29 protein-coding genes are annotated in these 26957 nt (G+C 72.4%); 15 read left to right on the top strand and 14 right to left on the bottom strand.

Annotated features, from left to right (window positions below; all coding sequences use genetic code 11):
- Positions 1-876 carry a CPBP family intramembrane glutamic endopeptidase gene (locus ACWGO8_RS04325; protein WP_452041896.1) on the bottom strand — a complete coding sequence of 292 codons (876 nt, stop codon included), beginning with the start codon at positions 874-876 and terminating at the stop codon, positions 1-3.
- A 142-nt stretch (positions 877-1018) separates the two neighbouring features.
- Between ACWGO8_RS04325 and ACWGO8_RS04320 the strand changes: the two genes are divergently transcribed.
- The 3 genes from ACWGO8_RS04320 (at position 1019) to ACWGO8_RS04310 (ending at position 2989) form a co-directional block, all read left to right on the top strand.
- Positions 1019-1414, top strand: coding sequence for a nitroreductase family deazaflavin-dependent oxidoreductase (locus tag ACWGO8_RS04320; protein WP_452041895.1), 396 nt, complete (start codon positions 1019-1021; stop codon positions 1412-1414).
- 85 nt (positions 1415-1499) lie between these two features.
- Complete coding sequence (locus ACWGO8_RS04315) at positions 1500-2117, top strand: carboxymuconolactone decarboxylase family protein (RefSeq protein ID WP_452041894.1); 618 nt, start codon at positions 1500-1502, stop codon at positions 2115-2117.
- Positions 2114-2989, top strand: coding sequence for an RNA polymerase sigma-70 factor (locus ACWGO8_RS04310; protein WP_376956000.1), 876 nt, complete (start codon positions 2114-2116; stop codon positions 2987-2989). The genes ACWGO8_RS04315 and ACWGO8_RS04310 overlap by 4 nt, the downstream gene beginning before the upstream one ends.
- 35 nt (positions 2990-3024) lie before the next feature.
- Here the strand turns inward: ACWGO8_RS04310 and ACWGO8_RS04305 are convergent, their stop codons facing one another.
- From ACWGO8_RS04305 to ACWGO8_RS04290, 4 genes are all read right to left on the bottom strand, one after another.
- Positions 3025-3396, bottom strand: a complete 372-nt coding sequence (locus tag ACWGO8_RS04305) for a hypothetical protein (protein ID WP_452041893.1) — start codon at positions 3394-3396, stop codon at positions 3025-3027.
- Entirely contained in the window at positions 3386-4264 is an 879-nt protein-coding gene (locus tag ACWGO8_RS04300) for an RNA polymerase sigma-70 factor (protein ID WP_452041892.1), read from the bottom strand. The genes ACWGO8_RS04305 and ACWGO8_RS04300 overlap by 11 nt, the downstream gene beginning before the upstream one ends.
- Before the next feature lie 161 nt (positions 4265-4425).
- Entirely contained in the window at positions 4426-5163 is a 738-nt protein-coding gene (locus ACWGO8_RS04295; protein ID WP_452041891.1) for an alpha/beta fold hydrolase, read from the bottom strand.
- 85 nt (positions 5164-5248) lie between these two features.
- Positions 5249-6610 carry an FAD-binding oxidoreductase gene (locus ACWGO8_RS04290; protein WP_452041890.1) on the bottom strand — a complete coding sequence of 454 codons (1362 nt, stop codon included), beginning with the start codon at positions 6608-6610 and terminating at the stop codon, positions 5249-5251.
- Positions 6611-6721: 111 nt separating this feature from the next.
- On the opposite strand from ACWGO8_RS04290, the gene ACWGO8_RS04285 reads away from it, so the two are divergent.
- Positions 6722-7339 (top strand): sigma-70 family RNA polymerase sigma factor, encoded by a 618-nt coding sequence (locus tag ACWGO8_RS04285; protein ID WP_452041889.1) that lies wholly within the window; start codon positions 6722-6724, stop codon positions 7337-7339.
- Here the strand turns inward: ACWGO8_RS04285 and ACWGO8_RS04280 are convergent.
- Together ACWGO8_RS04280 and ectB are read right to left on the bottom strand one after the other, a co-directional pair.
- On the bottom strand, positions 7314-8249 hold the full coding sequence (locus ACWGO8_RS04280) for an alpha/beta fold hydrolase (RefSeq protein ID WP_452041888.1): 936 nt from the start codon (positions 8247-8249) through the stop codon (positions 7314-7316). The genes ACWGO8_RS04285 and ACWGO8_RS04280 overlap by 26 nt on opposite strands.
- Before the next feature lie 89 nt (positions 8250-8338).
- Positions 8339-9613, bottom strand: a complete 1275-nt coding sequence (ectB, locus tag ACWGO8_RS04275; RefSeq protein WP_452041887.1) for a diaminobutyrate--2-oxoglutarate transaminase — start codon at positions 9611-9613, stop codon at positions 8339-8341.
- Between the two features lie 131 nt (positions 9614-9744).
- Between ectB and ACWGO8_RS04270 the strand changes: the two genes are divergently transcribed.
- Complete coding sequence (locus tag ACWGO8_RS04270) at positions 9745-10218, top strand: nitroreductase/quinone reductase family protein (RefSeq protein WP_452041886.1); 474 nt, start codon at positions 9745-9747, stop codon at positions 10216-10218.
- A gap of 7 nt (positions 10219-10225) precedes the next feature.
- Here the strand turns inward: ACWGO8_RS04270 and ACWGO8_RS04265 are convergent, their stop codons facing one another.
- Complete coding sequence (locus tag ACWGO8_RS04265; RefSeq protein ID WP_452041885.1) at positions 10226-10723, bottom strand: MarR family winged helix-turn-helix transcriptional regulator; 498 nt, start codon at positions 10721-10723, stop codon at positions 10226-10228.
- 79 nt (positions 10724-10802) lie between these two features.
- Here ACWGO8_RS04265 and ACWGO8_RS04260 point away from each other — a divergent pair, with 79 nt between their 5' ends.
- The 3 genes from ACWGO8_RS04260 to ACWGO8_RS04250 all read left to right on the top strand — a co-directional run bounded on the left by ACWGO8_RS04260 (position 10803) and on the right by ACWGO8_RS04250 (position 14483).
- Positions 10803-12770, top strand: coding sequence for an FAD-binding protein (locus tag ACWGO8_RS04260; protein WP_452041884.1), 1968 nt, complete (start codon positions 10803-10805; stop codon positions 12768-12770).
- Positions 12767-13687, top strand: coding sequence for an LLM class flavin-dependent oxidoreductase (locus ACWGO8_RS04255; RefSeq protein WP_452041883.1), 921 nt, complete (start codon positions 12767-12769; stop codon positions 13685-13687). Before ACWGO8_RS04260 ends, ACWGO8_RS04255 begins: the two co-directional genes overlap by 4 nt.
- Positions 13688-13832: 145 nt before the next feature.
- The gene (locus tag ACWGO8_RS04250) at positions 13833-14483 is read left to right on the top strand and encodes a GyrI-like domain-containing protein (protein WP_452041882.1); all 651 of its coding nucleotides are present in this window, start codon (positions 13833-13835) and stop codon (positions 14481-14483) included.
- 317 nt (positions 14484-14800) lie between these two features.
- On the opposite strand, the gene ACWGO8_RS04245 is transcribed toward ACWGO8_RS04250, so the two are convergent.
- Positions 14801-16378: a multicopper oxidase family protein gene (locus tag ACWGO8_RS04245; protein WP_452041881.1), complete on the bottom strand. Its 1578-nt coding sequence runs from the start codon at positions 16376-16378 to the stop codon at positions 14801-14803.
- Positions 16362-16847, bottom strand: a complete 486-nt coding sequence (locus ACWGO8_RS04240; RefSeq protein WP_452041880.1) for a hypothetical protein — start codon at positions 16845-16847, stop codon at positions 16362-16364. Before ACWGO8_RS04240 ends, ACWGO8_RS04245 begins: the two co-directional genes overlap by 17 nt.
- Before the next feature lie 252 nt (positions 16848-17099).
- On the opposite strand from ACWGO8_RS04240, the gene ACWGO8_RS04235 reads away from it, so the two are divergent.
- From ACWGO8_RS04235 to ACWGO8_RS04220, 4 genes are all read left to right on the top strand, one after another.
- On the top strand, positions 17100-19097 hold the full coding sequence (locus tag ACWGO8_RS04235) for a sensor histidine kinase (RefSeq protein ID WP_452041879.1): 1998 nt from the start codon (positions 17100-17102) through the stop codon (positions 19095-19097).
- 101 nt (positions 19098-19198) lie between these two features.
- Positions 19199-21268 (top strand): ATP-binding protein, encoded by a 2070-nt coding sequence (locus tag ACWGO8_RS04230; protein ID WP_452041878.1) that lies wholly within the window; start codon positions 19199-19201, stop codon positions 21266-21268.
- The gene (locus ACWGO8_RS04225) at positions 21261-21941 is read left to right on the top strand and encodes a response regulator transcription factor (protein ID WP_452041877.1); all 681 of its coding nucleotides are present in this window, start codon (positions 21261-21263) and stop codon (positions 21939-21941) included. The genes ACWGO8_RS04230 and ACWGO8_RS04225 overlap by 8 nt, the downstream gene beginning before the upstream one ends.
- Before the next feature lie 117 nt (positions 21942-22058).
- Positions 22059-22538 (top strand): cupin domain-containing protein, encoded by a 480-nt coding sequence (locus ACWGO8_RS04220; RefSeq protein ID WP_452041876.1) that lies wholly within the window; start codon positions 22059-22061, stop codon positions 22536-22538.
- Positions 22539-22565: 27 nt separating this feature from the next.
- On the opposite strand, the gene ACWGO8_RS04215 is transcribed toward ACWGO8_RS04220, so the two are convergent.
- Together ACWGO8_RS04215 and ACWGO8_RS04210 are read right to left on the bottom strand one after the other, a co-directional pair.
- Complete coding sequence (locus ACWGO8_RS04215) at positions 22566-23933, bottom strand: NAD(P)/FAD-dependent oxidoreductase (protein WP_452041875.1); 1368 nt, start codon at positions 23931-23933, stop codon at positions 22566-22568.
- 110 nt (positions 23934-24043) lie between these two features.
- Positions 24044-24496, bottom strand: coding sequence for an Lrp/AsnC family transcriptional regulator (locus ACWGO8_RS04210; protein ID WP_452041874.1), 453 nt, complete (start codon positions 24494-24496; stop codon positions 24044-24046).
- A gap of 103 nt (positions 24497-24599) precedes the next feature.
- Between ACWGO8_RS04210 and ACWGO8_RS04205 the strand changes: the two genes are divergently transcribed.
- Positions 24600-25238, top strand: a complete 639-nt coding sequence (locus ACWGO8_RS04205; protein WP_452041873.1) for a LysE family translocator — start codon at positions 24600-24602, stop codon at positions 25236-25238.
- A 17-nt stretch (positions 25239-25255) separates the two neighbouring features.
- On the opposite strand, the gene ACWGO8_RS04200 is transcribed toward ACWGO8_RS04205, so the two are convergent.
- Positions 25256-25639 carry a YciI family protein gene (locus tag ACWGO8_RS04200; RefSeq protein ID WP_452041872.1) on the bottom strand — a complete coding sequence of 128 codons (384 nt, stop codon included), beginning with the start codon at positions 25637-25639 and terminating at the stop codon, positions 25256-25258.
- Positions 25640-25754: 115 nt separating this feature from the next.
- On the opposite strand from ACWGO8_RS04200, the gene ACWGO8_RS04195 reads away from it, so the two are divergent.
- Positions 25755-26234, top strand: a complete 480-nt coding sequence (locus ACWGO8_RS04195) for an SRPBCC family protein (RefSeq protein WP_452041871.1) — start codon at positions 25755-25757, stop codon at positions 26232-26234.
- The gene (locus ACWGO8_RS04190; protein WP_376956021.1) at positions 26231-26545 is read left to right on the top strand and encodes an ArsR/SmtB family transcription factor; all 315 of its coding nucleotides are present in this window, start codon (positions 26231-26233) and stop codon (positions 26543-26545) included. The genes ACWGO8_RS04195 and ACWGO8_RS04190 overlap by 4 nt, the downstream gene beginning before the upstream one ends.
- Before the next feature lie 14 nt (positions 26546-26559).
- Here the strand turns inward: ACWGO8_RS04190 and ACWGO8_RS04185 are convergent, their stop codons facing one another.
- Positions 26560-26955, bottom strand: coding sequence for a hypothetical protein (locus tag ACWGO8_RS04185; RefSeq protein WP_452041870.1), 396 nt, complete (start codon positions 26953-26955; stop codon positions 26560-26562).
- Between the last annotated feature and the right edge of the window lie 2 nt (positions 26956-26957).

The raw sequence follows: 26957 nt of genomic DNA, 5'->3' as shown, positions 1-26957 counted from the left end.
TCAGGCGGGCGTCGGCTGCGCGTCGCGCGCGGCTTCCTCGGCGGACGCGCGCCCGTGCGCGTTGCCTCGGATGAAGATGAGCAGCACGAAGCCCGCGGCGATGAGGAGGAACGTGGCCGGCCCGGCGAGCGCGAGCAGTGGGTTCTGCGAGGCTGCGTTCGCCTCGTCGACGCCGCCGACCGCGAGGAACGTGGTGGGGTCGGTCAGCGCGTGCAGGATGATCGGCCAGATGAGGTTGCCGGTCACGCGCAGCGTCAGGTACATGAGGATCCCGAACGCGAACGCGTAGAGCAGGGTGAAGCCGACCGTCGCGATCGACTGCCCCGTGAACAGGTTCACGCTGTGCAGGAGCGCGAAGATCAGGGTCGACAGCGCCGCGACGACCCACTCGTTGTAGCCGCACCGGCGCAGCAACGTCACCGCGAGGCCGCGCGTGAGCAGCTCCTCGGAGAGGCCGATGAACGCGCCCGCGACGAACGTCATCGCGATCACGCCCGCCGAGTAGGCGCCGTAGTCGATCCCGACGAGGCGCAGCACGATCGGGATGACCACGAGGACCGGGGCGATCCACATCCACCAGCTGCCCGTGACGGGCTGGCGGGCGAACAGCGGCTTCGGCAGCCAGCCGATCGACCACGCGAACGCCAGCAGCACGATCGAGCCGAGGATGACGGGCAGCGCGAGGCCCACGAAGACGCTGCCCGGCGTGGCGAACACGTCGGCGTCGGCGAGGCCCTGCGTGAACGGCAGGGCCGCGAACGGCAGCAGCTGGTACACGGCCAGGTACACGATCGCGAGCCCGAACGCCTTCCACCAGCCGCCTCGGTTCCAGAACGCCTTCCAGCCCGAGGTGCGCGTGGTCGTCGTGTCGGTCATCGTCTCCCCCAGGTGTCGTCGGCCGCCGTCTCGTACGGATGCCCCTGCCAACCGTATCCGGGCCGTCGCCCGGTGACCGGAACGCGGCGTTCACGTGGCCGGTGCGGTCGCGTTCGGGCCGGGCGGCGCGCATGCTGGAGGCATGGCCGCTCGTCGTCGCCCTGGGAAGCCGCCCCGCTGGCTGCTGCGGGCGAGCGCGCCGTTCGCGATCGCCCTCGCGGGGCGTCGCTGGTTCCCGCTCTGGGCCGTCGTGCACCACCGCGGGCGTCGCAGCGGCGCGGAGTACGACACGCCCATCGCGATCGTGCCGACCGTGGCATCCGATGTCGTGCTCATCGGGCTGCCATGGGGCCCGACGACCGAATGGGCCCGGAACGTGCAGGCCGCGGGCCGCGCGGTGCTCTCGTGGCGGGGCCGGATCGAGGTCGCCGACGAGCCGCGCGTCGTCGGGCCCGAGGTCGCCTCGGCGCTCGCGAAGCCGCCGTACCGGATGGTGGTGCGCCGGTTCCCGGCGTCGCTCGTCCTGACGCGTCGGTGAGGCATCCGTCGCGCCCTGCCGGCACGCCCGGCCTGCACCTGTCACACGCCGCCGCCGGGCGGTGTCTCCATGACGAAGGCACATGATGCACGAGTCACTGGAGGACATGACCATGGACGCGAGGATTCCCCCGACCGAGATCACCGGCCTGTTCGGCGCGGTGGTGAAGGTCGCCAGCCGGAAGATGCTCGGGCAGGTGCCCGACTCGGTCGGCGTGATGTGGCACAACCCCGAGGTGATGAAGGACCTGATGACGATCGGCCGCAAGTCCGAGAAGTGGGACGCGCTCGACCCGACCCTGTCGACGTTCGCGCGCATGGCGACTGCCGCGTACGTCGGGTGCAGCTTCTGCCTCGACCTGCACTACTTCCTGTCGCACGACCAGGGCCTCGACGAGGCACGAGCGCGCGAGGTGCCGCGGTGGCGGGAGTCCGACGTGTTCTCGCCGCTCGAGCGCCGGGTGATGGAGTACGCGGAGGCGATGTGCCAGATGCCGCCCGCCGTGTCCGACGAGTTGTCCGCCGCGCTGCTCGACGAGCTCGGTGCGCCGGCGCTGCTGGAGCTCACCGCGAAGGTCGGGCTGATGGACGCGACGGCTCGCATGAACATCGCCCTCGGCATCCGCTCGGCCGAGTTCTCGGCCAGCTGCGGGCTGCCGCCGCTCGCGGAGCGCTCGCCCGCCGACGTAGGCTCGCCCGCATGAGCACCGACCCGTTCGTCGTCCACCGCGGTCTGCTCTTCACGGTCGCGTACGAGCTGCTCGGCTCGGCGGCCGACGCCGAGGACGTGCTGCAGGAGTCGTGGTTGCGCTGGTCGCAGGTCGACCAGTCGCAGGTGCGCGAGCCGCGCGCCTACCTCGTGCGCATCGTCACCCGGCAGGCGCTGAACCAGCTGCGCACGGTGTCGCGCCGTCGTGAGGAGTACGTGGGGGAGTGGCTGCCCGAGCCGCTCATCACGAGCCCCGATGTCGCGGAGGACGTCGAGCTCGCCGAGAGCCTCTCGATGGCCATGCTCACGGTGCTCGAGACGCTCGGGCCGACCGAGCGCGCGGTGTTCGTGCTGCGCGAGGTCTTCGACGTGCCCTACGACGAGATCGCGGAGGCCGTCGGCAAGACGCCCGCCGCCGTGCGACAGATCGCGCACCGAGCGAAGGAGCACGTGGCGGCGCGCCGGCCGCGGATCGAGGTCGACCCGGCCGAGCAGGAGCAGGTGGTCGAACGGTTCCTCGCCGCGTTCAACACCGGCGACCTGCAGGGTCTCATGGACGCGCTCGCGCCCGACGTCGTCGCCGTCGCCGACGGCGGCGGCAAGGTGCGGGGCGCCGCCCGCCGGCCCATCGTCGGCGCCGACAAGCTCGTGGCCTACGTGCTCGGCGGCCTCGCGAAGTTCGGCGTCACGCCCGTGGCGACGCCGGCCTGGGTCAACGGCGGCCCGGGTGCGCGGGTCGAGGTCGACGGCGCGATCGTCGCCGCGCTGAGCTTCACGATCGAGCACGGCCGCATCACGCGGATCTTCTCGGTGGCGAACCCCGAGAAGCTCGAGCGCCTCGACACGGAGTCGGCCATCGCCCGCTGAGGCGGGCTGATGCGCCCGCCGCTCGGTCGAGGGGTTCAGCCCTCGGCCGGGCGGCGGCGGTTCCAGTGCGCGAGCTTGCCCGGCGCCGCGGAGAGCCAGATCTCCCGGATCGTCCCGTGCGCTCCGGCGTCGACGACGAGCACGCCGACGACCGTGCCGTCGTGGAGGCGCAGCGCCAGCCCCGGCGCGCCGTTCACGTGCACGGTCGCGAACGCGGAATCCGGATGCCGCACCCGAAGGTCGTCGAGCGCGCGCGCCACGTGCGCCCGGCCGCGCAGCTCGGCGCCCGTGGAGTCGCCCGTGTCGACCACGATGCTGCAGTCGGGATCGAGGAGGTGCGCCTCCGCGAGGTCGTCGCGTCGTTCGAGCGCGGCGAGCAGGCCCGCGACGAGGGACTCAGGCTGCACGGGAGGTCACGCCGCCGAGCTTGTTCGGGTTCATCATCCAGAGCACCTGGTCGATGCCCTGGTCGGATGCCACGACGGTGAGCACCGCGAACGTGGTGCCGTCCTTCGACAGCAGCACCGACGGCTGGCCGTTCGTCTGGGTCTCGGTGACGGTGACGCCCTCCCAGAAGTGCGTGTGGAACGCCCGGACGAACTTCGCGACGGTGACCCGCCCATGCACCGGGAACTTCGACGCGCGCACCACTCCACCGCCGTCGGAGTACGACACGACGTCCTCGGCGAACAGCCGCTCGAGCTGCTCGAGGTCGCCCGTCTGCGCGGCACTCACGAACGCGGTGAGCAGGCGCTGCTGCTCCGACGTGGAGACCTCGCGCCGGCGCTCGCCGGCGAGGTGCTTGCGGGCGCGGCTCACGAGCTGGCGCGCTGCGGCCTCCGAGACCTGGACGATCTCGTGGATCTGCGCGTACGAGTAGCCGAACGCCTCGCGCAGCACGTAGGCGGCGCGCTCGGTGGGCGTGAGCCGCTCGAGCATGACGAGCACGGCGTAGCCGAGCGCCTCGGTGCGCTCGGCACCGAGCGTCGGGTCCTGGCTCGTGTCCACGGGCTCGGGCAGCCAAGGTCCGATGTAGGTCTCGCGACGGGCGCGCGCGGACTGCAGCGAGTTGATGGCGAGGCGGGTGGTCGTCGTCGCGAGGAACGCCGCCGGATCCTGCACCACCGACCGGTCGGTGCCCTGCCAGCGCAGCCAGGCGTCCTGCACGATGTCCTCCGCCTCGGAGGCGCTGCCGAGCATCCGGTACGCGATGCCGAACAGACGCCGGCGCACGGATTGGAAGACGGCGAGCGCGTCGTCGAGGTTCTCGTCCATCTGCTCATCCTGTCGGTCGGCGGGAGGTGGCGCATCCGCCTCCACCTGCTGAGACCGGACGGGATGCCGAAGTGTGACGGGCCCGACGGAGATTCGTCCGGTGGTGGCCGCCCTGGGCGCGCGAGCCGACGACCTCGCGCGCCCGGGGAATCGGCCTCGGCTCAGGCGGCGGCGCGTTCGGCGGCCACCGCGTGCACGGCCTCGAGGATCGCGGCGGCGACGGCCTCGGGCTGCGAGACGCTGATGGCGTGCGACGCGCCCGCGACCTCGTTCGTGCCGCGAGAACCGGCGCGCTCGGCGCCGGCCCGCAGCACGGCGGCCGGGATGTTGCGGTCCTCGGCGCCGAAGACGTGCCACGTCGGCCGGTCCTTCCAACCGGGCACGGGGGCCTCGACGGCGTCCTTCAGCGCCGCTTCGGTGATGGGACGCTGGGTCGCGCCCATCAGGCCCGCGACCGCCGCGGGCACGTCGGCGGCGAACTGCGCGTGGAACCGGTCGCGGCGGATCACGAGCTCGACGCCGCCGGTCGAGATGGGGTGCGCCTCGATCGCCTCGCCGAGGGTCGAGCCGGGCTCGCTCGCCGAGAGGCCGAATGCGCTGTCGCCCGTCTCGGGCACGAACGCCGAGGCGTAGACGAGTGCGGCCACCCGATCGTGACCGGCGGATGCCTCGGAGATCACGAGCCCGCCGTAGGAGTGCCCGACCAGCACGACGGGGCCCTCGAGGGCGTCGATGACGTCGCGGACGTACGCGGCGTCGCCCGCGAGGCTGCGGAGCGGGTTGGCGGCGGCGATCGCGGTGACGCCGGCTTCGGAGAGGCGTTCGATGACGCCGTTCCAGCTGGCGGACTCGGCGAACGCGCCGTGGACGAGCACGACGGTGGGCAGGTGATCGGACATGGAGGTCTTCCTTTCGCGCGGAGCGGGTTTCAACCGCTCTGACCGGATCCGGCGAGCGAGTGTGACACCGACGCGCGATGACGCCCTATCCGAGTGGACGGTTGCTGCGGATGATCCCGTCGGGGTCGACTCGGCGCTTCACGCCCGCCAGCCGGTCGACGACGTCGGCCGAGTAGGCGTCGGCGAGCGACGTGCCGAGCCCGAGGAACGTGGGCACGGTGGTGTCGCCGCGGTGCCGCGCGACGAGGTCGCGCATCGGCTGCAGCGCCGCCGCCGGGTCGAGCGACGGGTCCATCAGGAGCACCCCGCTGTTGAGGAATCCGCCGGCGTGCACCGCGCCCACGGCGGAGAACTCGGCGCCGAGCTCATCGGCGATCGCGCCGCCGAGCGCGCGCACGCTGCAGCGCATGAGACCGTGCTCGGCGCCCGAGAGGAACGCGTCGACGAACTCCCGGGCGAAGCCGGCGTCGAGCGTGTCGACGGCGCCGCCGAAGTCCGCGTTCGGCATCGGGTCGACCGGCTCGGCCGCGACGGCGGCGAGCGACCCGATCGTGAACGCCGTGAGCGTGTCGGCGACGGGCTCGGCCACCGAGACGAGCCGATCGGCGTACGAGCGCCCGGTCGCCTCGTCGCCCACGTGCACGAGCGCGACCGTCGCGACGGTCTGGCCGCGCAGCGGCGGCGGCACGAGCGGCAGGTCGGGGAACTGCATCATGCCGACGTCGAGCCCGAGCTCGGGGACGTCGCGAGCGAGCTCGTATGCGGCGGAGATGACGTCGACCGCGTTGCGCGCGGGGAACGCCAGGCTCCCGCCGAAGAGTGCGTCGCCGGGATGGAGCGCGAGCTCGATGGCGGTGATCACGCCGAACAGGCCGCCGCCTCCGCGGAGCGCCCACGCGAGCTCGGCGTCGTCGGCGTCGGTGACCCGGCGCACCTCGCCGGCGGCGTCGACGAGCTCGACGGCGACGATGGAGCGCGCGGGGATGCCGTACCGGCGGCTGAACATGGACTGCCCGCCGTTGATGGTGAGTCCGACGACGTTGACCTCGGGGTTGGAGCCGGCGAGGCCGATGAGGCCCGTTCCGTCGAGGCGCTCGAGCGCGCGGCCCCAGTTCACGCCGGCGCCGACGCGGAGCAGCTGCGCTTCGGCGTCGACCATGATCTCGTCGAACCGCGACGGCCGGATCAGGATCACGTCGGCGAGGTCGCCGTCGGCGCCGTGGCCGTTCGGCTGCGTGGTCACGCCGTACCCGCCGGCACGCGCGGCGGCGATGATCGCCTGCACGTCGGCGACGTCGGCCGGCGTGGCGACCGCCGCGGGCCGCTGGTCGACGGCGAGGTTCCACGGCAGGCGTGCCGTGTCGTAGTCGGCGTCGCCCTCGAGCACGAGCGTGCCCTGCAGGTCGGAGCGGAGCCGTTCGAGTGCGGCGCGGTCGGAAACGGACATCTTCATCCCCCATTCGGTCCGGGGCCCACCGTATCGTCCGGCACCGACGTCGCGGAAGGGATGCTCCGCCGTCCGCTCCGCCGTCGGCTCGACGAGCGTAGGGTGAGGGTCGTGCCATCCGCTGCAGACCTGGATGAGGCGGCCGCCACCTTCGCGGAGCTCCGGCCGCGGTTGTTCGGCATCGCCTACCGCATGCTGGGCAGCGTCGCGGATGCCGAGGACGTCGTGCAGGACGCCTGGATCCGCTGGCAGGAGTACGACCGCAGCGCCGTGCGCGATCCGGCGGCATTCCTCGCGACGACGACGACCCGGCTCGCCATCAACGAGCTCCAGTCCGCGCGAGTGCGTCGCGAGGCCTACCTCGGCCCGTGGCTGCCGGAGCCGATCGACACCGGCGAGGACCCCGAACTCGCAGCCGAGCGCGACGAGGCGCTCGATTTCGCCGTACTGCGGCTGCTCGAACGGCTCTCGCCGACCGAGCGCGCCGCGTACGTGCTGCGGGAGGCGTTCGCGTATCCGTACGACCGCATCGCGGAGATCGTGGAGACGACCGATGCGAACGCACGGCAGCTCGTGAGCCGGGCCCGCCGGCACATCGCCAAGGGTCGGCACGCATCCGTCCGACGGGCCGACCGGGATCGCCTGCACGACGCGTTCCTGGAGGCCGCGCACGACGGCGACCTCGAGGCGCTCGAGTCGGCCGTCAGGCCGCCGCGTCGGCCGAGCTGAGCCTCGCGACCTCCACGACCGCCGCGGCGAAGGCCTCGGGCGCCTCCTGCGGCAGGTCGTGCCCGGCGTCGGGCACGTGCCGGTGCACGCGCGGCCCGGTGAAGTGCGCAGCGGATGCCGCGGCATCCGTCGCCGGGAAGTTGCCGTCGGCGAGGCCGTCGAGGGTCACCGCCGGCACGGGGATGGGCGGCAGCTCGGCCAGCCGGGCCTCGACTTCCCGGTAGGCGGGCGCACCGTCGACGTGGCCGAGCCGGTGCCGATACGAGTGGATGACGATGTCGACGTAGTCGGGATTCTCGAATGCGGCGGCGGCGCGGTCGAGCTCGGCGTCGGCGAAGGCCCATGCGGGGGAGTTGCGGCGCCAGATCACCTCGGCGATCTCCCGCCGGTGGGCGGCGAGGCCCGCGCGGCCGCGCTCGGTGAGGAAGTAGAAGAAGTACCAGAAGCCCGCCTCGAGCTGCGGCGGGAGCGGTGCCATCGCGGCGGCCAGGTCCTGGATGAGGTAGCCGTTCACCGACACGATGCCCTCGACGCGCTCCGGCCACAGCGCGGCCGCAACGCACGCGGCGCGCCCGCCCCAGTCGTAGCCGGCGAGGACGGCGCGCTCGATGCCGAGGGCGTCCATGAGGTCGATGACGTCCCGGCCGAGCGCGGCCTGCTGCCCCGAGCGCGGGGTCGCGCGATCGCGGAACCGCGTGCCGCCGTGCCCGCGCAGGTAGGGCACGATGACCCGGAAGCCGGCTTCGGCGAGCCGCGGCGCGACGTCGACGTAGCTGTGGATGTCGTACGGGAAGCCGTGCAGCAGGATCACGGGACGGCCGTGGGCCGGCCCGGCTTCGAAGTACGTGACGTCCAGCACGCCCGCCGTCACGTGCCGCAGCGGCTCCAGCCGCTCGAGTCCCTCGCCCATGTGTCGCCCTCCCGGTCAGCGCCCCGGCCTCCGGCGGGGGTCACCAGCGAGGACCGGGTGCGCGGCGGGATTGTGACCGGGCGACCGGGTCAGCCCGCGAGCACCGCGTCGAGGCTCTCCCGCACGATCGCGAGGCCCCGGCGGAGCTCGTCCTCGTCGATCGTCAGCGCGGGCAGGAACTTCAGCACCTCGTCGAACGCGCCCGACGTCTCGATCACGAGTCCGCGCCCGAACGCCTCCTTCGAGATCCGGCCGGCCAGCGTGCGATCGGCGTCGCAGGCGAGCCCGTACATGAGGCCGCGGCCGCGCACGACGAAGCCCTGCTCGGGGTGGTCGGCGGCGATGCGGTCGAGCTCGCTGCGCAGGAGCGCCGACTTCGCAGCGATCGCGTCGGTGAACGCCGAGTCGGCCCAGTAGGTCTCGAGCGCGACCCGCGCCGACACGAACGCGAGGTTGTTGCCCCGGAACGTACCGGTGTGGGCGCCGGGCTTCCACACGTCGACCTCGGGGCGCAGCAGCACGAGCGACATCGGCAGGCCCGAGCCCGAGATCGACTTCGAGACGGTCACGATGTCGGGGACGATGCCCGACTCCTCGAACGCGAAGAACGCGCCGGTGCGGCCGACGCCGGCCTGGATCTCGTCGAGGATCAGCAGGATGCCGCGGGCGGCCGTCAGCTCGCGCAGGCGGCGCAGCCAGGTGGCGCGCGCGACGTTGATGCCGCCCTCGCCCTGCACCGCCTCGACGATCACGGCGGCGGGCAGGTCGAGGCCCGAACCCGGGTCGTCGAGCATCTTCTCGAGCAGGTCGAGGGTGTCGACGTCGGCGCCGAGGTAGCCGTCGTAGGGGAGGCGCGCGACGTCGTCGAGGCTGACGCCGGCGGCGGAGCGGTAGTGGCTGTTCCCCGTTGCCGCGAGGGAGCCGAGGCTGAGCCCGTGGAAGGCGTTCGTGAAGGCCACGACGGTCGACCGCCCGGTCGCCTGGCGTGCGACCTTGAGCGCCGCCTCGACGGCGTTCGCGCCGGTCGGGCCGGTGAACTGCAGCTTGTGGTCGAGGCCGCGCGGCTCCAGCACGATGCGCTCGAAGGCCTCGATGAACGCCCGCTTCGCCGAGGTGGCCATGTCGAGGCCGTGGATGATGCCGTCGCGCTCGAGGTACTCGATCAGCGCACGCGTGAACGCGGGGTTGTTGTGCCCGTAGTTGAGCACGCCGGCGCCGGCGAAGAAGTCGAGGTACTCGCGGCCGTCGGCGTCGACGAGGGTCGAGCCGGTGGCCCGGTCGAACACGGTCGGGAACGCGCGGATGTAGCCGCGCACCTCCGACTCACGACGGTCGAAGACTTCCAGGGCTGCGACGCTGCTCATGGCAGGCGTACTCCTCTCGAGGCGGGGGACGGTGAATCGACCCTACGTCCTCCAGCCGAGCGTTCCGTGCACGGGGCGTCGGACGGCGAGATGATGGAGGCAGGGGATCGCCACCCCGAGGAGGCGACGACATGGCCCTCGACACGCCGAACGGCACCCGCGGCGCACGGCAGCCCGGCCGCAGCCGCATCGAGCAGCGCGGCAATCGCTGGATGGTCGACCGCATCCGACGCAAGGGCGCGAAGGACGACCGCCAGGTGGTGCTCGTCACGATCGGCAAGCGCACCGGCCGGGAGCGGATGAACCCGGTGCGCTCCTTCGCCGAGGCCGACGGCTCGCGCCTCATCGTGGCGTCCGCGAACGGCGCCGCCCGCAACCCGTCGTGGTACTACAACATGGCGGCGAATCCCGAGCGGGTGCGCATCGAGTTCGCCGGGCAGCGCATCGACGTGACGCCGTGGCAGCTGCACGGCGACGAGCGCGCGACGGCGTGGCGGCGCATCACGGCCGAGGCTCCGGGATTCGCGAAGTACGAGAAGATCACGGACCGCGAGATGCCGGTCATCCGGCTCACGCCGCGCGGCACGGGCGACGGGCAGGCGTAGCCTTCGCTCAGGCCTCGTCGGCGACCTCGCACGGGTCGTCGACGTCCTCGCCGGTGCCGGCGGCGGCCTTGTTGAGCAGCTGTCGGAAGGCGGTGCGCTCCGGCCCGTCGAGCGTGCCGAGCAGCTCGTCCTGCGCCTCGACGACGCGGCGGCATGCCGTCTCGACGAGCTCGCGTCCCTTGTCGGTGGCGACGACCATCCGCTGCCGGCGGTCCGTCGGGTTCGCCCGTCGCTCGACCAGGCCCTCCTGTTCGAGGTCGTCGACGAGGTAGGTCATGACGGTGCGGTCGATCCCGAGGTGGTTCGCGAGGGCGAGCTGGCTGGGCTGCGTGCCGCGCAGCACCTCGGCCATGGTCTCGTAGCCGCGGGGTCCGTGCGGGAAGTCGCCGAGGGCGCGCTTCACCCGATCGCGGTAGCCGCGGAGGAGGACCCCGAGGGCCCAGCCGAGGTCGTCGCCGAGGTCGAGCGCCGGGGGCGGGGCATCCGTTCGCGTCGTGTCGCTCATGCCCTCAGTCTACAACTCGATCTGCGGAATAAATCATCTAAAGAACCGATTATCGTTGGTACAGCACGTTTGGAGGAGCATGACCATCGAGATCGGAATCCGGATCGAACCGACCGTCGAGGGATCCGACGACCTGGCGATCGCGGCTGAGGGGCACGGGCTCGACCTCGTGGTCGTCGGGGCGCGACCAGAGCCCGACCGCACGCCGCTCGACCCGTGGACGACCGCCGCCTGGCTGGCCGGCCGTACCGAGCGCATCGCGATCGGCGTCGACGAATCCGCGCGGGCGCCGCGGGGCGCGGCATTCGGCCTTCGCGAAGCGGCACCCGACCCGCGCGACGCCGAGCGCCCCATCGCGAGTGTCATCGCCCGCGCACACGAGAGCCTCGACGTGCTCGCGCCGTCACGACTGCTCCGTGGCGGCGCGGCCATCGCGGCGAGCGTCGGCGGCGAGCGAGCGGATGCCGCCGCCGCGCGGCCGTGGCGCATCGCGCCCGCCGGGGCGACCCGTGACGACCTGACGGTGCTCGCCGGCGAGGGCGTGCCCGTCGTGGTACCGGCGGACACGCTCGCCGACGTGGAGCGCATCGCCGCCCTCGCCGAGGAACTCCGCGGACTCGCGCCGGCCCGACCCGCGCGCTCGGCCGCCGCGCGCGCCCGACGCGTTCCGGGCATCGACTACGACGGCGTGCCCGAGTCGCTCGCCGACGCGATCGTCGAGCCGGGCGACCCCGCGTACCGCAGCGTGTCCTCGACCTACCTCAGGGGCGGCGCTCCCGGCCTCGTGCTCCGGCCGCGAACGGCCGACGAGGTCGCCGACGCGCTCGGGTTCGCGCGACGTCACCCCGATGTGCCCCTCGGCGTCCGCAGCGGCGGACACGGGGTCAGCGGACGGTCCACGAACCGCGGTGGCCTCGTGATCGACGTCGGACGCATGAACGGCATCGAGGTGCTCGATCGCGAGCGCCGACTGGTGCGCATCGGACCGGGTGCGACGTGGAAGCAGGTGGCCGCGGCGCTGCATCCGTTCGGCTGGGCGCTCGGTTCGGGCGACTACGGCGGCGTGGGCGTCGGCGGGCTCGCGACGGCGGGCGGCATCGGCCTGCTCTCGCGGGAGCACGGGCTCACGATCGACCACCTGCGCGCGGTGGAGCTCGTGCTGGCCGACGGCCGCCGTGTGCGGGCCTCCGCAGACGAGCACCCAGGCCTGTTCTGGGCGGTGCGGGGCGCCGGGGCGAACTTCGGCATCGCCACGGCGTTCGAGTTCGAGGTCGACGAGGTCGACGAGGTGGGCTGGGCGAAGCTCGCGCTCCTCTCGCCCGACCTCGAGGGCAGCCTGCGCGACTTCGGGCGCATCGCCACCGCCGCCCCGCGCGACACGACGGTGTTCCTCGTCACGGGACGCCCGCATGAGGGGCAGTCCGTCATCCAGCTCTACGCGATCGTCGACGACCCCGATCCCGACGTCATCGTCGAGCGGCTGACCCCGTTCACGGGCATCGGCCTCTTGGCGCAGCAGGAGGCGGCCGTCATGCCGTACCGCGAGGTGATGGCGCAGGCCGGTGACGTCGGACCCGACGGCCACCACGGCTTCGGCGAGCCGGTGTCGCGCTCGGCCTTCCTGCCGACGCTGACGCCCGAGTTCGCAGCGGATGCCGCGACGCTCCTCGCGAGCGGTGTCGTGCACTTCTTCCAGCTGCGCACCATGGGTGGCGCGATCGGGGACGTCGCGCCCGAGGCGATGGCCTTCCCGCACCGTTCGGTCGCCTTCCAGGTGACCGCGATGGGCGCCGACGACGCGGCGCTGAGCGCGGCATGGCGTCGGTTGCGACACCACTTCGACGGGCTCTACGTGAGCTTCGAGACCGACCGCAGCCCGGATCGGCTGCTCGAGGCGTTCCCCGAGCAGGTGCTCGAGCGACTTCGAGCGCTGAAGCGCCGGTACGACCCTCGGAACCTCTTCCGCGACAACTTCAACATCGACCCGACGGTCGCCGCGGCATCCGCCCGACCGTCGCCGACCCCCCGCTTGGAGGCGGCATCATGACCGACTACGGACACGACCTGCGGTTCGGCACGTTCATCACCCCGTCGGCGCAGGGCGCCCGGCAGGCCGTGGAACTCGCCGTGGCATCCGATCGGGCCGGACTCGATCTCGTGACATTCCAGGACCATCCGTACCAGGCGTCGTTCCTCGACACGTCGACGCTCCTCGCGTACGTCGCGGCGCGCACGGAGCACGTGCACCTGAGCGCGAACGTCGCGAGCCTGCCCTTGCGCCCGCCCGCCGTGCTCGCCCGCTCGGCGGCATCCCTCGACGTGCTGAGCGGCGGTCGGTTCGAGCTCGGGATCGGTGCCGGGGCGTTCTGGGACGGCATCGCGGCGATGGGCGGGCGCCGGCTCACGCCGGGCCAGGGCGTCGACGCGCTGCGCGAGGGCATCGCGATCATCCGCGACCTGTGGGACGTGGATGCCCCGGGCCGGATCTCCCACCACGGGCGGTACTACGACGTCGCCGGGGCGAAGCGCGGGCCGCGACCCGCGCACGACATCGGGGTCTGGGTCGGCGCCTACAAGCCCCGGATGCTCGCGCTCACGGGCGAGGCGGCCGACGGCTGGCTGCCGTCGCTGGAGTACCTCGACCGGGGCGTGGACTCGCTCGACCCGTCGAACTCGCGCATCGACGACGCCGCGCTCGCGGCGGGCCGCCCGCCCGCCGGTGTGCGCCGGCTGCTCAATTTCATGCGCGTCGACCTCTCGCCCGTGTCGCGCGGGCTGCTCTCCGGCCCGCCCGAGCAGTGGGTCGACGACCTCGCCGGACTCGCGCTCGAGCACGGCATGAGCTCGTTCCTCGTCGCGGGCGACGACCCCGTGGTCGCCGAGCGTCTCGGCGCCGAGATCGCGCCGGCGGTGCGCGAGCTCGTCGCGCACGAGCGCGGTGCGCGCGGGACGACGGCGGCCTGAGCGGCGAGCGGCCGTCGGTCAGCTCATCGGCCCGCTCGGCGGGCGCCGAGCCGACCGGGGATCCCCGAGCGGCGAGTCGGGAACGCACGTCGACTACCGGGGCATCCGGTCACGAACTGACCGAGGGTCGTCGTACGCTCGCCGCATGGCCGAGCCCACGACTGCGAAGTACGACGTCAAGCGCGAGCATCGCGAGCTGTACGCGCCCTCGGCGAAGGACTTCGCGATCGTCGAGGTGCCGCCCATGCGGTATGCCGCCGTCGACGGGCACGGCGATCCCAATACCGCGGCGGCGTACCGCGAGGCCGTGCAGGCCCTCTACGGCGTGGCCTACACCGTGAAGTTCGCGAGCAAGCGGAGCCTGGGCCGCGACTTCGTGGTCGCCCCGCTCGAGGGACTGTGGTGGGCCGAGGACCCGCGGGCGTTCGCGGCACGCGACAAGCGCGCCTGGAGCTGGAAGATGCTCATCGCGCAGCCCGACTGGATCGAGGAGGATGCGATCGCCGCCGCCGTGGCCACCGTGCGCGAGAAGGCGGCGAAGGCCGGCGATCCGCCGAACCCCGCGCTCGACCGGGTGCGCCTCGAGCGCCTGACCGAGGGCAGCTCGGCGCAGATCCTCCACGTCGGCTCCTACCAGGACGAGTCGCCGACGCTGGCGCGCCTGCACGACGAGTGGATGCCGCAGCACGGCCTCACCTTCAACGGCCCGCATCACGAGATCTATCTCAGCGATCCCGGTCGAACGGCGCCCGAGAAGCTGAAGACCGTGCTGCGCCAGCCGGTGCGCCCGGCCTGACCGCGCCCGCACACCGACCCGACCCGCACCCGCGCCCGCGCACCCGAGCGGCGGGGGACACGATTCGGCGGCGGGTGGGACCAGCCGCGGTCTGCTTGGCGCAACCCCGTTCGGGAAGGCCGCCTGAAACCCAGTGCTCCCGCTCTTACCTCACGACTCGACCGAACCTGTCACCATCCCTGACCGACCTGTGCGCGCGGATGTGACGGGATTCGACCGCACCCCAGGTTGGAATCACGCTCGGCTGTGTTCTACTCCGCTCACGCCGGATCCGCCACACTTCCAGCGCATTCCGCACGGCTCACGCGCCCGGCCCCTCACTCAGGGTGGTTCCCCGCATCGCCGTTGATCGTGAACGGCGTCGTCACGCCGTCGTACATGACGTGCGCGATGAGCCCGTCGACCGCGTGGGGGAGCGTGTGGCAGTGGTCGCTCCAGATGCCCGGGTTGTCGGCGACGAACGCGATGTCGTAGGACTCGCCCGGGTGCACGTCGAGCGAGTCGACGATCCAGGGGCTGCCGGATGCCGCGACGCCGTCCCGCGAGAGCACGACCACGTGGTGCCCGTGCAGGTGCATCGGGTGCACGTCGCCCGAGTCGTTGCGCAGGTGCATCACGACCACGTCGCCCTCGGACACCTCGAACATCGGCACGTCGGGGAACATGCGGCCGTTGATCGTCCAGAAGCTGCCCGGCCGGCCGTCGATGATGCCGAAGCGCCGCGCGATGACGTACTCGTACGAGCGGTCGGGGAGGGTCGGATCGAAGTCGAGCGGGGCCGGCGAGCCGTAGGCGAGCAGGTCGAGGCTCGTCGAGGGCTGGGGCACCTCCTCCGGTCCCTGAGCCCGTCCATCCGGTCCCTGAGCCCGTCGAAGGGCCGACGCGTCCCCGACGAGCACGCTGCGCGCGCCGCCCGTGTGCAGCCGCACCAGCTCGCCGCGCGCCGGCGCCCGCACCGTGACGTCCGCGCGTCCGCCCGCCGGGATGAGCACGCGCTGCCCGACCACGTCGGTGGGCTCGTACACCTCGTGCCCGTCGGTCGCGGCGACGCGGAACGGGGCATCCGACCACACCGAGGCAGTGCCCTGGTCGGTGTTGATCACGCGGACGCGTACGGTCGATCCAGGTGCGGCGTCGACGCGTTCGTCCTCGACCGCGCCGTTGAGGGTCTGCTGGCCGCCGTACACGTGCAGCAGGGCGGTGACGTCGAGGGCGCCTGTCGCGGCATCCGTCGACGCGGTCGACGCCGTCGACGCCGTGGCCGGATCGATCACGATCGCGCCGAGCAGCCCGCCGACGACCTGCTCGTGCGACACCTGGTGCGAGTGGTACCAGTAGGTGCCGGCGTCCGCCGCCACGAAGCGGTAGACGTACCGGCCGCCGACGGGCACGGCGTCCTGCGTGATGCCCGCGACCCCATCGGCCGAGTTCGGCACGTCGATGCCGTGCCAGTGCAGCGTCGCGCCGTCGGTCACCGACTCGTTGACGAACGTCACCTCGACGAGGTCCCCCTGCCGAGCGCGGATTTCGGGTCCGGGCGACGTGCCGTTGACGGTGTAGCCCTCGACCGGGTGGCCGCCGGGCACGTCGATCGTGCCCTGCCGGGCGGTGAGCTCGACGCGCACGTCGGGCGCGCGGTCGGGGTCGGCCGTGAGGTCGGTGACGCTGAGCGCCTGCGACGAGCCGACGGCGCCGGATGCCGCGGACGCACCCGACCCGGCGGGGCTTCCGTGTCCGCCGTGCCCGCCCTCGCCGCCGCTTCCGCCGCGGCCCATGTCCATGACCGAGTACTCGCCGAGCAGCGTGGAGCTCCACGCGAGCGCGCCGGCGCCGAGCGCGGTCGTGACCGCGACGCCGACGACGGCGCACCGCAGGAGATCACGCCGAGAGGGCATCGCTCGTCGCCTCCTCGGAGGGTTCGGCCTTCGCTTCGACGATCGGACGCGCCGCCCGCCCGCGGAACGCGGCGATCACGGCCGCCACGACGATCGCGGCGGCGTTCGCGCCGTGGAGGAGGCCGAGATACGGGACGTCCATGATCGAGAAGCCGAGCGTCACCTGCAGCGCGATGAGGGCGAGCGTGATCGCGGCCCAGAGCTTCGCGCCGCGGGCGCGCACGAAGGACGACACGATCAGCAGCGCGACGGCGAGCAGCGGCAGCACCACGCCGCCGACGATCCCGTGGATGAAGAAGCCCGACTCGCCGACGCCGCCGGCCGTGCGGCTCTCGAGGAGCGCCTTGTCGACGACGTCGCCGTTCGACACCCGGTTGAGCACGCCGCCGAAGGCGAACGCGATGGCGGCGGCCTGCACGACCACGCCGCCCGCGATGATCCAGGCCAGAGCCGTGTAGACCTTGCGCATGATGTGACTCCCTGTTCGGTGCGGCGCGCCGTCGTGGCATCCGCTCGCCCCCGAGGCTCGTCGAACGGCGTGCGTGCCGGAACGCAGCAGGCCGGAGGTCGCGTGGCGGTCCGCCGCACACCGCATGGAGGCCAGCCGCCAAGGGACGGTACGGATGCCCCTCTCCCGCGCGCACGGCGAGAGGAGGACCATGGGAGTGTGCTCCGCAGGTGGGGATGGTTCGCAGCCCTGGCGCCGCTCGGAGCGGCGTGCATGCTGTACACCGTCGTGGCGCGCGGATTCGTGGCGGGCGACGCCGGTCCCGGCCTGACCTGGCCGCTGCTCGGCATCCTGCCGCTGTTCGTGTTCGGCATGTGGCTGCTCACGGTCTCGACGGCGCGCTCGGCCCTGTTCATCGCGTGGGCCGCGACGGCGATGGCCGTCGGTGCGGGCTTCGAGACGTTCCTGCAGATGACCCCCGACGTGGTCCGCGAGCCGTGGTTCCCGTTCCTGAACCTCGTCGGCCTGACCTCGTCGACGGTCGCGTCCGCCGCGTTCATCAGCCTCTTCGCGACGTTCCCCACGGGCATCCCCGAGCGCCGATGGCAGCGCATCTCGGTCGGCGTGTTCTGGATCCCCGTCGTGCTGGCACCGTTCTCGATACTGATCGTCCCGCACGTGCTCACCGTGCAGGTCCACGCCGAGGCCGGCGTCGCGATCCCGAACCCGTTCGCCGTGCCCGCCCTCGCCTGGGCGGCGCCGCTCACGGAGTGGGTCGTCTACGCCTGGCCGGCGGTCTTCCTCGCACTGGCGGTGCTGATCTCCCGGGCGTTCTTCGGAGACCCGGAGGTCCGGGCCCGAACACGACTGATGGCATGGCTGACGTTCGCGATCGTCGTGAGCTACTCGATCTCGCTGTTCGTGCCCGAGAACATGATCGCCAACGCCGTGGTGCTCGTGCTGCTCGCGGCCGTCCCGCTCGTGGCGATCCACGGCATCCTCCGGTACGGCGCGTTCGACGTCGCGGTGGAGGATCGCGCCCGCTCCGTCACGCGTTCCTCGAACGTGCTCATCACTGTGCTCTACGGCATCGCTGTCGTCGCGCCCGCCGTGCTCCTCGTCGGCCTCATCACCCCGCTCGGGATCGCCTTCCTCACCGGCATCCTCGCGGTCGCCCTGCTGCCGGTGCGCGGATGGCTCCAACGGTGGATCCACCGCGTGGTCTTCGGCGACCGGGACCGCCAGCTCGCGATGCTCAGCGAGCTCGGCGCCGAGCTCGAGCGCTCGGCGGACTCGGGTGACCTGCTGAGCCACCTGGCGAGCGCGGTGGCCGACGGCCTGGGCGCGACGTGGGTGCGGATCCGGCTCGTGGGGTCGGACGGTGCGCTCGTCGCGTCGCCCGCCGGGATCGCCGGGGAGGTCGGCGGCGATCCGGTCGAGGGGGTCGATCTCGTCCACGCCGACGAGGTCCTCGGTCGCATCGAGGTGGGGCCGCGCCATCGCGGGGAGTACAGCGAGGCCGAGCGGGCGCTCCTGCGCACGGTGGCCGGCCAGGCCGCGGCATCCGTCGCCAACGTGCGCCTCACGGCGCGCCTCGCCGAGCAGCTCGCCGAGCTCACCGCCTCGCGGGAGCGGCTCGTGGCTGCGCAGGACGACGAGCGCCGGCGCCTCGAACGCGACCTGCACGACGGGATCCAGCAGGACATCGTCGCCCAGATCGCCGGCCTCCGACTGGCGCGGAACCGGCTCGAGCGCGGCCAGCTCTCGTCGGCCGAGCTGGCCGAGCTGCAGGAGCAGGCACGCCAGACGCTCACCGACCTGCGGGAGCTCGCGCACGGCATCCACCCGCCGGTGCTCAGCGACAACGGGCTCGTGGCGGCCATCGAGTCGGGGGCGGCGCGGTACCCGATCCCGCTCGAGGTGCATGCGGATGCGCGGGTCCGCGCCGAACGGTATCCCGCCGACGTCGAGACGACCGCCTACTACGTGGTGCGGGAGGCGCTGACGAACACGGCCAAGCATGCGAACGCGAGCCGGGCGTCGGTCGCGCTCGCCCGGACCGACGGGCGGCTGCGCGTCTCGATCAGCGATGACGGATGCGGCCTCGGATCGAGCTCCCCGGGTTCGCCGCCGAGCGGCGGGCTCGCGAACATCCGGGATCGCGTCGCTGCGCTCCGGGGCACGGTCCGCATCTCGGCCGCCGAGCCCTCAGGGGCCGGCACGACGATCGACGTCGACCTGCCCGTCGGCGTCGGCGCGCCCGCGCCCTGACCCGGCCGTTGGGACGCGTCCGCCGGGATGGGGGCCAGCCTCCACGGGACCACACGGAAGGCCCTCTCCCGCGAACAGCCCGGGAGGAGGACGATAAGACCGTGGACCGCAGGTGGGTGTGCCTCGCGACGCTCGGCCCGATCGGGGTCGCCGCGCTGGTCTACATCGTCGTCGTGCGGGGATTCATCGAGGCCGATGCCGACCACGGGCTCGCGTGGCCGATCCTCGGAGCGCTGCCGCTCTTCGTGCTCGGCATGTGGCTGCTCACGGTGACGAGGTCGCTCACCGCCGTGCTCATCGCGCTGGCGGCGACGGCGATCCTCGTCGGCTCCGCGTACGAGACGTTCCTGCAGCGCAACATCGAGCTCATGGCGGAGCCGTGGTTCCCGCTGTTCAACCTGATCGGCCTCACCGCGGACGCCGTCGCGACGTCGGCGTTCCTCATCGTGTTCGCGACGTTCCCCGACGGCGTCGTCGAGCACCGGTGGCAGCGGATCGCGGTCGCCGTCCTCTGGGCCCCGCTGCTCATGGGCCCCCTGACGCTGCTCACCACGTCGCACGTCGTGATGTCGCCGTGGATCGGCATCAGCGGCGACGCCATCCCCAACCCGTACGTCGTGCCGTGGCTCGAATGGGCCGCACCCGTCGTCACCGTCCTCTTCTTCCAGTCGTGGCCCGCCGTGATCGTCGGACTCGCGGTGCTGGGCACCCGTGCGCTGTTCGGGACGCCCGACGTGCGTGCGCGCACGCGGGTCATGGCGATCACGGTCGCCGCGGCCGCGGCCGCGTTCGCGATCTGGCCGTTCCTGCCGTGGCCGGAGGTCGGGCAGTTCCTCGTGTACGGGGCGCTCATCGCCCTGCCGATCGCCGCCGTGCACGGCATCTTCAAGTACGGCGCGTTCGACGTCGCGCCCGGCGACCGCGGCCGCAACGCCGCACGTTCCGCGAACCTGCTCATCACGGTCTTCTACGCCATCGCGGTCGCGACGCCGGCGATCCTGCTGGCGGGGCGGATCCGCGTCGTGCCCGCGGTGATCGTCACGACCCTGGTCGCGGTCGCGCTGCTGCCGGTGCGCACGTGGGTGCAGCGCTGGATCCACCGCCGGCTCTTCGGCGACCGCGAGCGACAGCTCGAACTGCTGGGCGAGCTGGGCGCGAGCCTCGAGGAGGCCGGCGAGCCGCGCGACCTGCTCACCCGGCTCACCGAGGCGGTGCGCGACGGCCTCGGCGCCACGTGGGTGCGGATCCGGCTCGTCACGGACGACGGCGACCTCGCCGCGTCGCCGATGGGCGCGGCCGGGGACGTGGACGGGGCCTCCGAGCCCGTGCTCTCGGCCGACCTCGTGCGCGGCGACGAGACGCTCGGGCGCATCGAGGTGGGGCCGCGTCACCACGGCGACTACAACGACGCCGAGCGGATGCTGCTGCGCACGGTCGCGGGCCAGGCCGCGGCATCCGTGGCCAACGTTCGCCTCACGGCGCAGCTCGCCGCGCAGCTCGTCGAGCTGACCGCGTCGCGCGAGCGGCTCGTGGCCGCGCAGGACGACGAGCGCCGCCGGCTCGAGCGCGACCTGCACGACGGGATCCAGCAGAACGTGGTCGCCCAGATCGCAGGGCTGCGACTCGCCCGCAACCGCTTGCAGCGCGGCGAGCTCACACCGGCCGAGCTCGGCGAGCTGCAGGACCAGGCGCGCGAGACGCTCACCGACCTGCGCGAGCTGGCGCAGGGCATCCACCCGCCGGTGCTGAGCGACAACGGACTGGTCGCCGCGGTGGAGTCGGGCGTCGCGCGCTACCCGATCCCGCTCTCGGTCGAGGCGGATGCCGCGGTGCGCGCCGAGCGCTTCCCCGACGAGGTCGAGACCACGGCCTACTACGTGGTGCGCGAGGCACTCGCCAACACCGCGAAGCACGCGAATGCGACGCGCGCGTCGGTCGAGCTCGCGCGCTCGAACGGGCACCTGCGCATCTCGATCAGCGACGACGGCTGCGGCATCGGCGCGACGACGACGGATGCCGCGACGGCCGCCTCGGCGTCGCACGGCGGGCTCGCGAACATCCGCGACCGCGTCGCCGCGCTGCGCGGGACCGTGCGGGTCGCGCCGGCCGACACGTCGGGGCACGGCACGACGGTGCTCGTGGACCTGCCCGTGGGTGATCGCGTTGGATGACACGGGCGTGCTGCGCGTCGTCATCGCCGAGGACAACTACCTCGTGCGGGAGGGGCTGCGGCGCCTGCTCGAGGACTCCGGCGAGATCGACGTGATCGCGTCGGTCGGCAACGGCGTCGAGCTCCTCGACGCAGTGCGCCGGCTCGGCCCCGACGCGGTGCTCACCGACATCCGGATGCCGCCGGGCCACCACATGGAGGGTATCGAGGCCGCGCACGCGATCCGCACGGCCTCGCCCGACACCGGCGTGGTCGTGCTGTCGCAGCACGCCGACGAGAGCTACGCCCTTGCGCTCTTCGACGACGGCTCGGCGGGACTCGGCTACCTGCTCAAGGACCGGATCGGCGACCTCGAGGACCTCGTGCACGCGCTCCGCGAAGTGCGCGCCGGCGGATCGGTCATCGACCCGCAGATCGTGGACACGCTGGTGCGGCGGCGCAGCGCGGCCGGCGCGGCGAGTCCGCTGGCGGCCCTGTCGCCGCGCGAGCTCGAGGTGCTGCGCGAGATGGCCGCCGGCAAGACCAACGCGGGCATCGAGCAGGCGCTCTTCCTGTCGTCGTCGACCGTGGAGAAGCACGTCAACGCGATCTTCACGAAGCTGCGCCTGCCCGAGTCCGGGGTGCACCGGCGGGTGGCCGCCGTGCTGGCGTTCCTGCAGAGCTCGAGCGCATAGCCACGTCGACGGGGTGCGTGTCCACCCCTCCGACACGGATGCCGCACCGGCCTAGCCTGAGAGCGAGCCGTCCGGCGGCATCCGATCGCCGGGTCTGACGAAGGGGTTGCGATCAGCATGGACATCACCGACAACGGGCCGGAGCCGAACGCGTTCGACATCGAGCGGGCCACGAAGGAGAACGACACCTACCGAACCGTCGCGTGGAGCGGGAAGTACCTGCAGGTGACGCTCATGTCGATCCCGGTGGGGGAGTCGATCGGCCTCGAGGCGCACCCCGAGACCGACCAGTTCCTGCGGCTGGATGCCGGCCGCGGCCGGGCCAAGATGGGCCCGTCGAAGGACGACCTCTCCTTCCAGCAGGACGTCTCGGACGGCTGGAGCATCCAGGTGCCCGCCGGAACCTGGCACGACGTCGAGAACACCGGCGACGAGCCGCTGCGCCTCTACGTGGTCTACGCGCCCGTGCACCACGCCGCGGGCATCGTGCAGCCGACCGCCGACGACGCGGAGCGCGACGAGGAGTCGGGTCGCGACGAGCCGCCGTCGTGGGCGGCCGAGCCCGAGGGTGGGCAGCCGGAGGACGAGCACGCCTGACAGCGTGCCCGTCGCTTCCGCTCGGGCCTAGGCGGCGCGGGCGAGCTCGTCGTGCTGCGGTCGCGCCGCCCGCGCCACCGGAGCGACGCGCGGCACGCCCGCCGCGACGAACGCCTCGCGCGGGTTCTGCACCGACAGCAGCGACACGATGTCGCGGCCGGCGACGAGCGCGCTCAGCCAGACGAGGAGCACGCGGAACTTGCGCTCCCACGTCGGGATCGCCAGCACGTGGTAGCCGCGGTGCATGACCCAGGCGAGGAACCCGGTCACCACGAACCGCTTGTACTGGAAGATCCCGCGGCCGAGCCCGAGCGTCGCGACCGCGCCGAGGCTCGCGTGGCGATACGGGCGCGTCGGTCGTCCGTGCAGCACGGCCACGATGTTCGCGGCCAGGCGCTTGCCCTGCCGCACGGCGTGCTGCGCGTTCGGCACCGTGGTCGTGCCGGGGATCGCCAGGTCGGGCACGGCGGCGTTGTCGCCGGCCGCCCACGCGTCCTCGACCGGGGCGTCGACGGTGCCGATCCGCAGGTCGGGCCGCACGACGATGCGTCCGCGCTCGTCGGTGGGCAGGTCGGTGTGCTTCGCGATCACCGGGTGCGCGCCGTTGCCGGCGGTCCAGACGATGAGGTTCGCGTCGAACTCCTCGCCGTTCGACAGCACGACGTGGCCGTCCTCGAGCGAGACCGCCCGCGCGCCCAGGTGGATGTGCCCGCCCCGCTGCTCGAGGTGGCGCACGACCCACGCGCCCGGCTTGTCGGTGACCTCGGGCAGGATGCGCGTGTGCGCCTCGACGAGGTGGAACGACAGGTCGGAGAACGAGAGCTCGGGGTACTGCTTCAGCAGGTCGGTCGCGAGCGAGAGCAGCTCAGAGAAGCCCTCGACGCCCGAGAACCCGCCGCCGACGAAGACGACGGTCAGGAGGCGTCGCCGCTCGGGCCCGTCGGGCAGCGCGGCCGCCCGGTCGAACGCGGTGAGCAGCCGGTCGCGGATCGCGACCGCCTCCTCGACGTGCTTCATGCCGATGGCCACGTCGTCGGCGTCCGGCACCGGGAGCTTGCGCGTGACGGCGCCGGCCGTGACGACGATGACGTCGTACGGGAGCGGGTAGTCCGGGGCATCCGTCGGACGCACCATGACGGTCTTCGCAGCGTGCTCGATGCTCGTCACGGTGCCCGCGATGACCTTGGTGCGCTGCAGGTGCTTGCGCAGCGAGACCGCGGCGTGCCGAGCCTCGATGGAGCCCGCGCTCACCTCGGGGAGGAACGGCTGGTAGGTCATGTACGGGCGGGGGTCGATGATCACCAGCTCCGCCTCGTGCGGCGACAGCTGCTTCTCGAGCTTCCACGCCGTGTAGAAGCCGGCGTAGCCGCCTCCGACGATCACGATCCTTCGCATGAGCTGGTGCTCCTTTCGGTCCTTACACCTGTTAAGACCGGAGAGGGGCCCGATTTGTGACAGCGCTTGCAGTCCTCGTCGCAAGACGGGCGGATGCCGCGAGGCCTGCGTCAGATCGGCAGTGGGCGGTCGTCGACGATCGTCTTCATGACGAGGGTCGACTCGACGCGCTGCACGCCGGGCAGGGCGGCGAGCTGTTCGTCCCACAGTCGCTGGTAGGCGGGGAGGTCGCGCACCGCGACTCGCAGCAGGTAGTCGGGGTTGCCGAACAGGCGCAGCGCCTGGATCACCTCGGGGATCTCGGCGACGGCCGCGTCGAACGCCGGGATCGTCGCCTTGTTCGCCTGCTCCATCGTCACGAACACGAGCGCGCCGAAGCCGAGCCCGACGACCTCGGGGTCGATGACCGCCCGGTAGCCCGAGATGGCACCGGATGCCTCGAGCGCATGCAGTCGGCGATGGGTGGGCGACATGGTCAGCTGCACGCGGGCGGCGAGGTCGGTGAGGCTCAGGCGGCCGTCCTGCTGCAGTTCGGTGAGGATTCTCCGATCGATGGCGTCCATGAGTGGATTCTTCCACTGGAACCTCCATCAGGGGACGAATTTGGAAGCCAATTCCGGCCGTCCTTCCGTAGGTTCATCGTGTGCGAACCGGAAGGACCCTCCCATGAACCTCGAGATGCTGCTCGCGTGCTGGGGCATGATGACGCTCATGGTGGTCGTCCCCGGTCCCGACTGGGCGTACATCATCTCGGCGGGCATGCAGGAGCGCGCCCTCGCCCCGTCGCTCGCCGGCATCCTGGTCGGCTACCTCGCGGCCGTGGCGGCGGTCGCCATCGGCGTCGGTGCTGCAGTGGCGGCCTTGCCCTGGGTGCTGGTCGGGCTCACGTTCGCGGCGGCGGGGTACCTCGCGTACCTCGGCGTGCGCGTGCTGCGTGCGCCGCCCGAGGTCGCCGGCGCGGAATCCGCCGCTGCGGCGGCATCCGATCGCCCGTGGCTGCGGCTCGTGCAGGGTGCCGGTGTCAGCGGCCTGAACCCGAAGGGACTGCTCGTGCTCGTGGTGCTGCTGCCGCAGTTCACGGACGCGGCGAGCGCCTGGCCGATCCCGGTGCAGCTCGCGGTGCTGGGCCTGATCTTCGTGGCGAGCTGCGCGCTCGTCTACTCGGTCGTGGGCGTGAGCGCCCGTGCCGTGCTGCGGGCGCGGCCGTCGGCGATGCGCATCCTGTCGCGGGTCTCGGGCGCGGCGATGGTGCTGCTCGCGGGGTGGCTCGTCGTCGAGCAGGTCACGCACTTCGCGACCGCGTGACGTGCCGGCGTGACGGTTCAGTCGTCGGGCATCGATCGCCGGTCGCCCACCGGGCCGCCGGCCCTCGGGAAGGCGAGCGAGTCGGCGGCGACCCACCACTCCATGACGTCGTACGCGAGCCGCCTGGCGATCACCGACGGGTCGTCGTCCGAGAGGCGAGCGGCCTCGTCGGGGTCGCAGGCGAAGATCGACATGCCGCGATACGACTCGTCGCTCTGCCGGTCGAAGGGCCCGTTCACCACGAGGATGCCGCGGCGTCGCAGGTCGGCTCGGTAGGCGAGGTGCCGCGCCTGCAGCGTGTCGAGCTCGGCCTCGGGGAGGTCGGGCGCATCGGCCGGCCGCCGCAGCACCACGAGCGTGTAGACGTCGAACGCGTCGGGGATGTTCGGATCGCGTGCCATTGCACGATCCTAGGACTCACCCTTCGCACGCACCTGCCGAACTGCAACTCACAGGTTGCATTATGGTGGAGCGTATGCAATTCTGAGGTTGCATGTCAACGCGAAAGGAACCATCATGGAGCACATGACCGACAACCAGGCATCCGTCATCGACGAGGGCCAGTTCACCGTGCGGCGCACGATCCACATCGCCGCCCCCGTCGAGAAGGTCTGGTCGGCGGTGACCGAGCCCGAGCACATCTCGAAGTGGTTCGGCCGAGCCGACTTCGACGGCGTCGGCGTCGGTGCGACGGGCACGCTCACGTTCGACGGCTACGGTGCCGTGCCGCTCCGCGTCGAGGCGATCGACGAGCCGCGCATGGTCTCGTACCGCTGGGGCAACGACGACGCGAGCGGCGTGCTGCCCGAGCAGCTCGACGACCACGCGACCGTGTTCACCTTCACGCTCGAACCGATGTCGAACGGCACGCAGCTCACCGTCGTGGAGACCGGGTTCGACGTGACGTCCGACCCCGCCGCGAACATGGAAGCCCACCGCGAGGGCTGGGACGGCGAGCTCGACAAGCTGGTCGCCCTGCTCGAGGGCGGCTCATGACCCAGGCGCTGGTCCCCGTGTTCGCCGCTCTCGGCGACGAGACCCGGTGGAGCATCCTCGCGGCACTCGGCGAGGGCGACGCGTCAGCGTCCGCCCTCGCCGGGCGCCTGCCCGTCACTCGCCAGGCCATCGCCAAGCACCTCGCCGTGCTGCAGGAGGTCGGGCTCGTCGAACCCGTGCGCGTCGGCCGCGAGGTCCGGTACCGCGTGATCGGGTCGCAGCTCAGCGACACCGCGCACCGCCTCGACGCCATCGGCGCCGAGTGGGACCGCCGCCTCGCCGCGATCAAGGAGCTCGCCGAGGGGCTCTGAGATGGGCGCGACGCCTACATCATCGCCTGGAGCACCTCCGCGGTCTTCGCGTCGTCGCTCGTCGAGAGCACCAGGCGACTGCCGCTCGCCACGTAGGCGAACGAGATGTTCACGTCCGCGTCGGCCAGCGCTCGCGCCATCCTGCCGAAGCCGCCCGGCGTGTCGACCCACTCCTCGGGCAGGGGCGGACTCACCAGCACGTCGGTCTCGCGATCGACCGTGATGCCGGCGCCCTCCAGTGCGGTTCGGGCACGTGCGGCGTCGTCGACGAGCACGTGCACGGTGCTCCGTCCTCCGTCGGCCATGGCGCAGAGCCCTTCGATGTTGGCCCCGGCGCTGCCGAGCGCCTCGCCGAGTCGTGCCGCTTCACCGGGCTTGTCCTCGAGGCTCAGAAACAGATCCTTCGCCATTG

It is taken from the genome of Agromyces sp. NPDC055661, from assembly GCF_053618135.1.
This window is presented reverse-complemented; position numbering and strand designations above follow the sequence as displayed.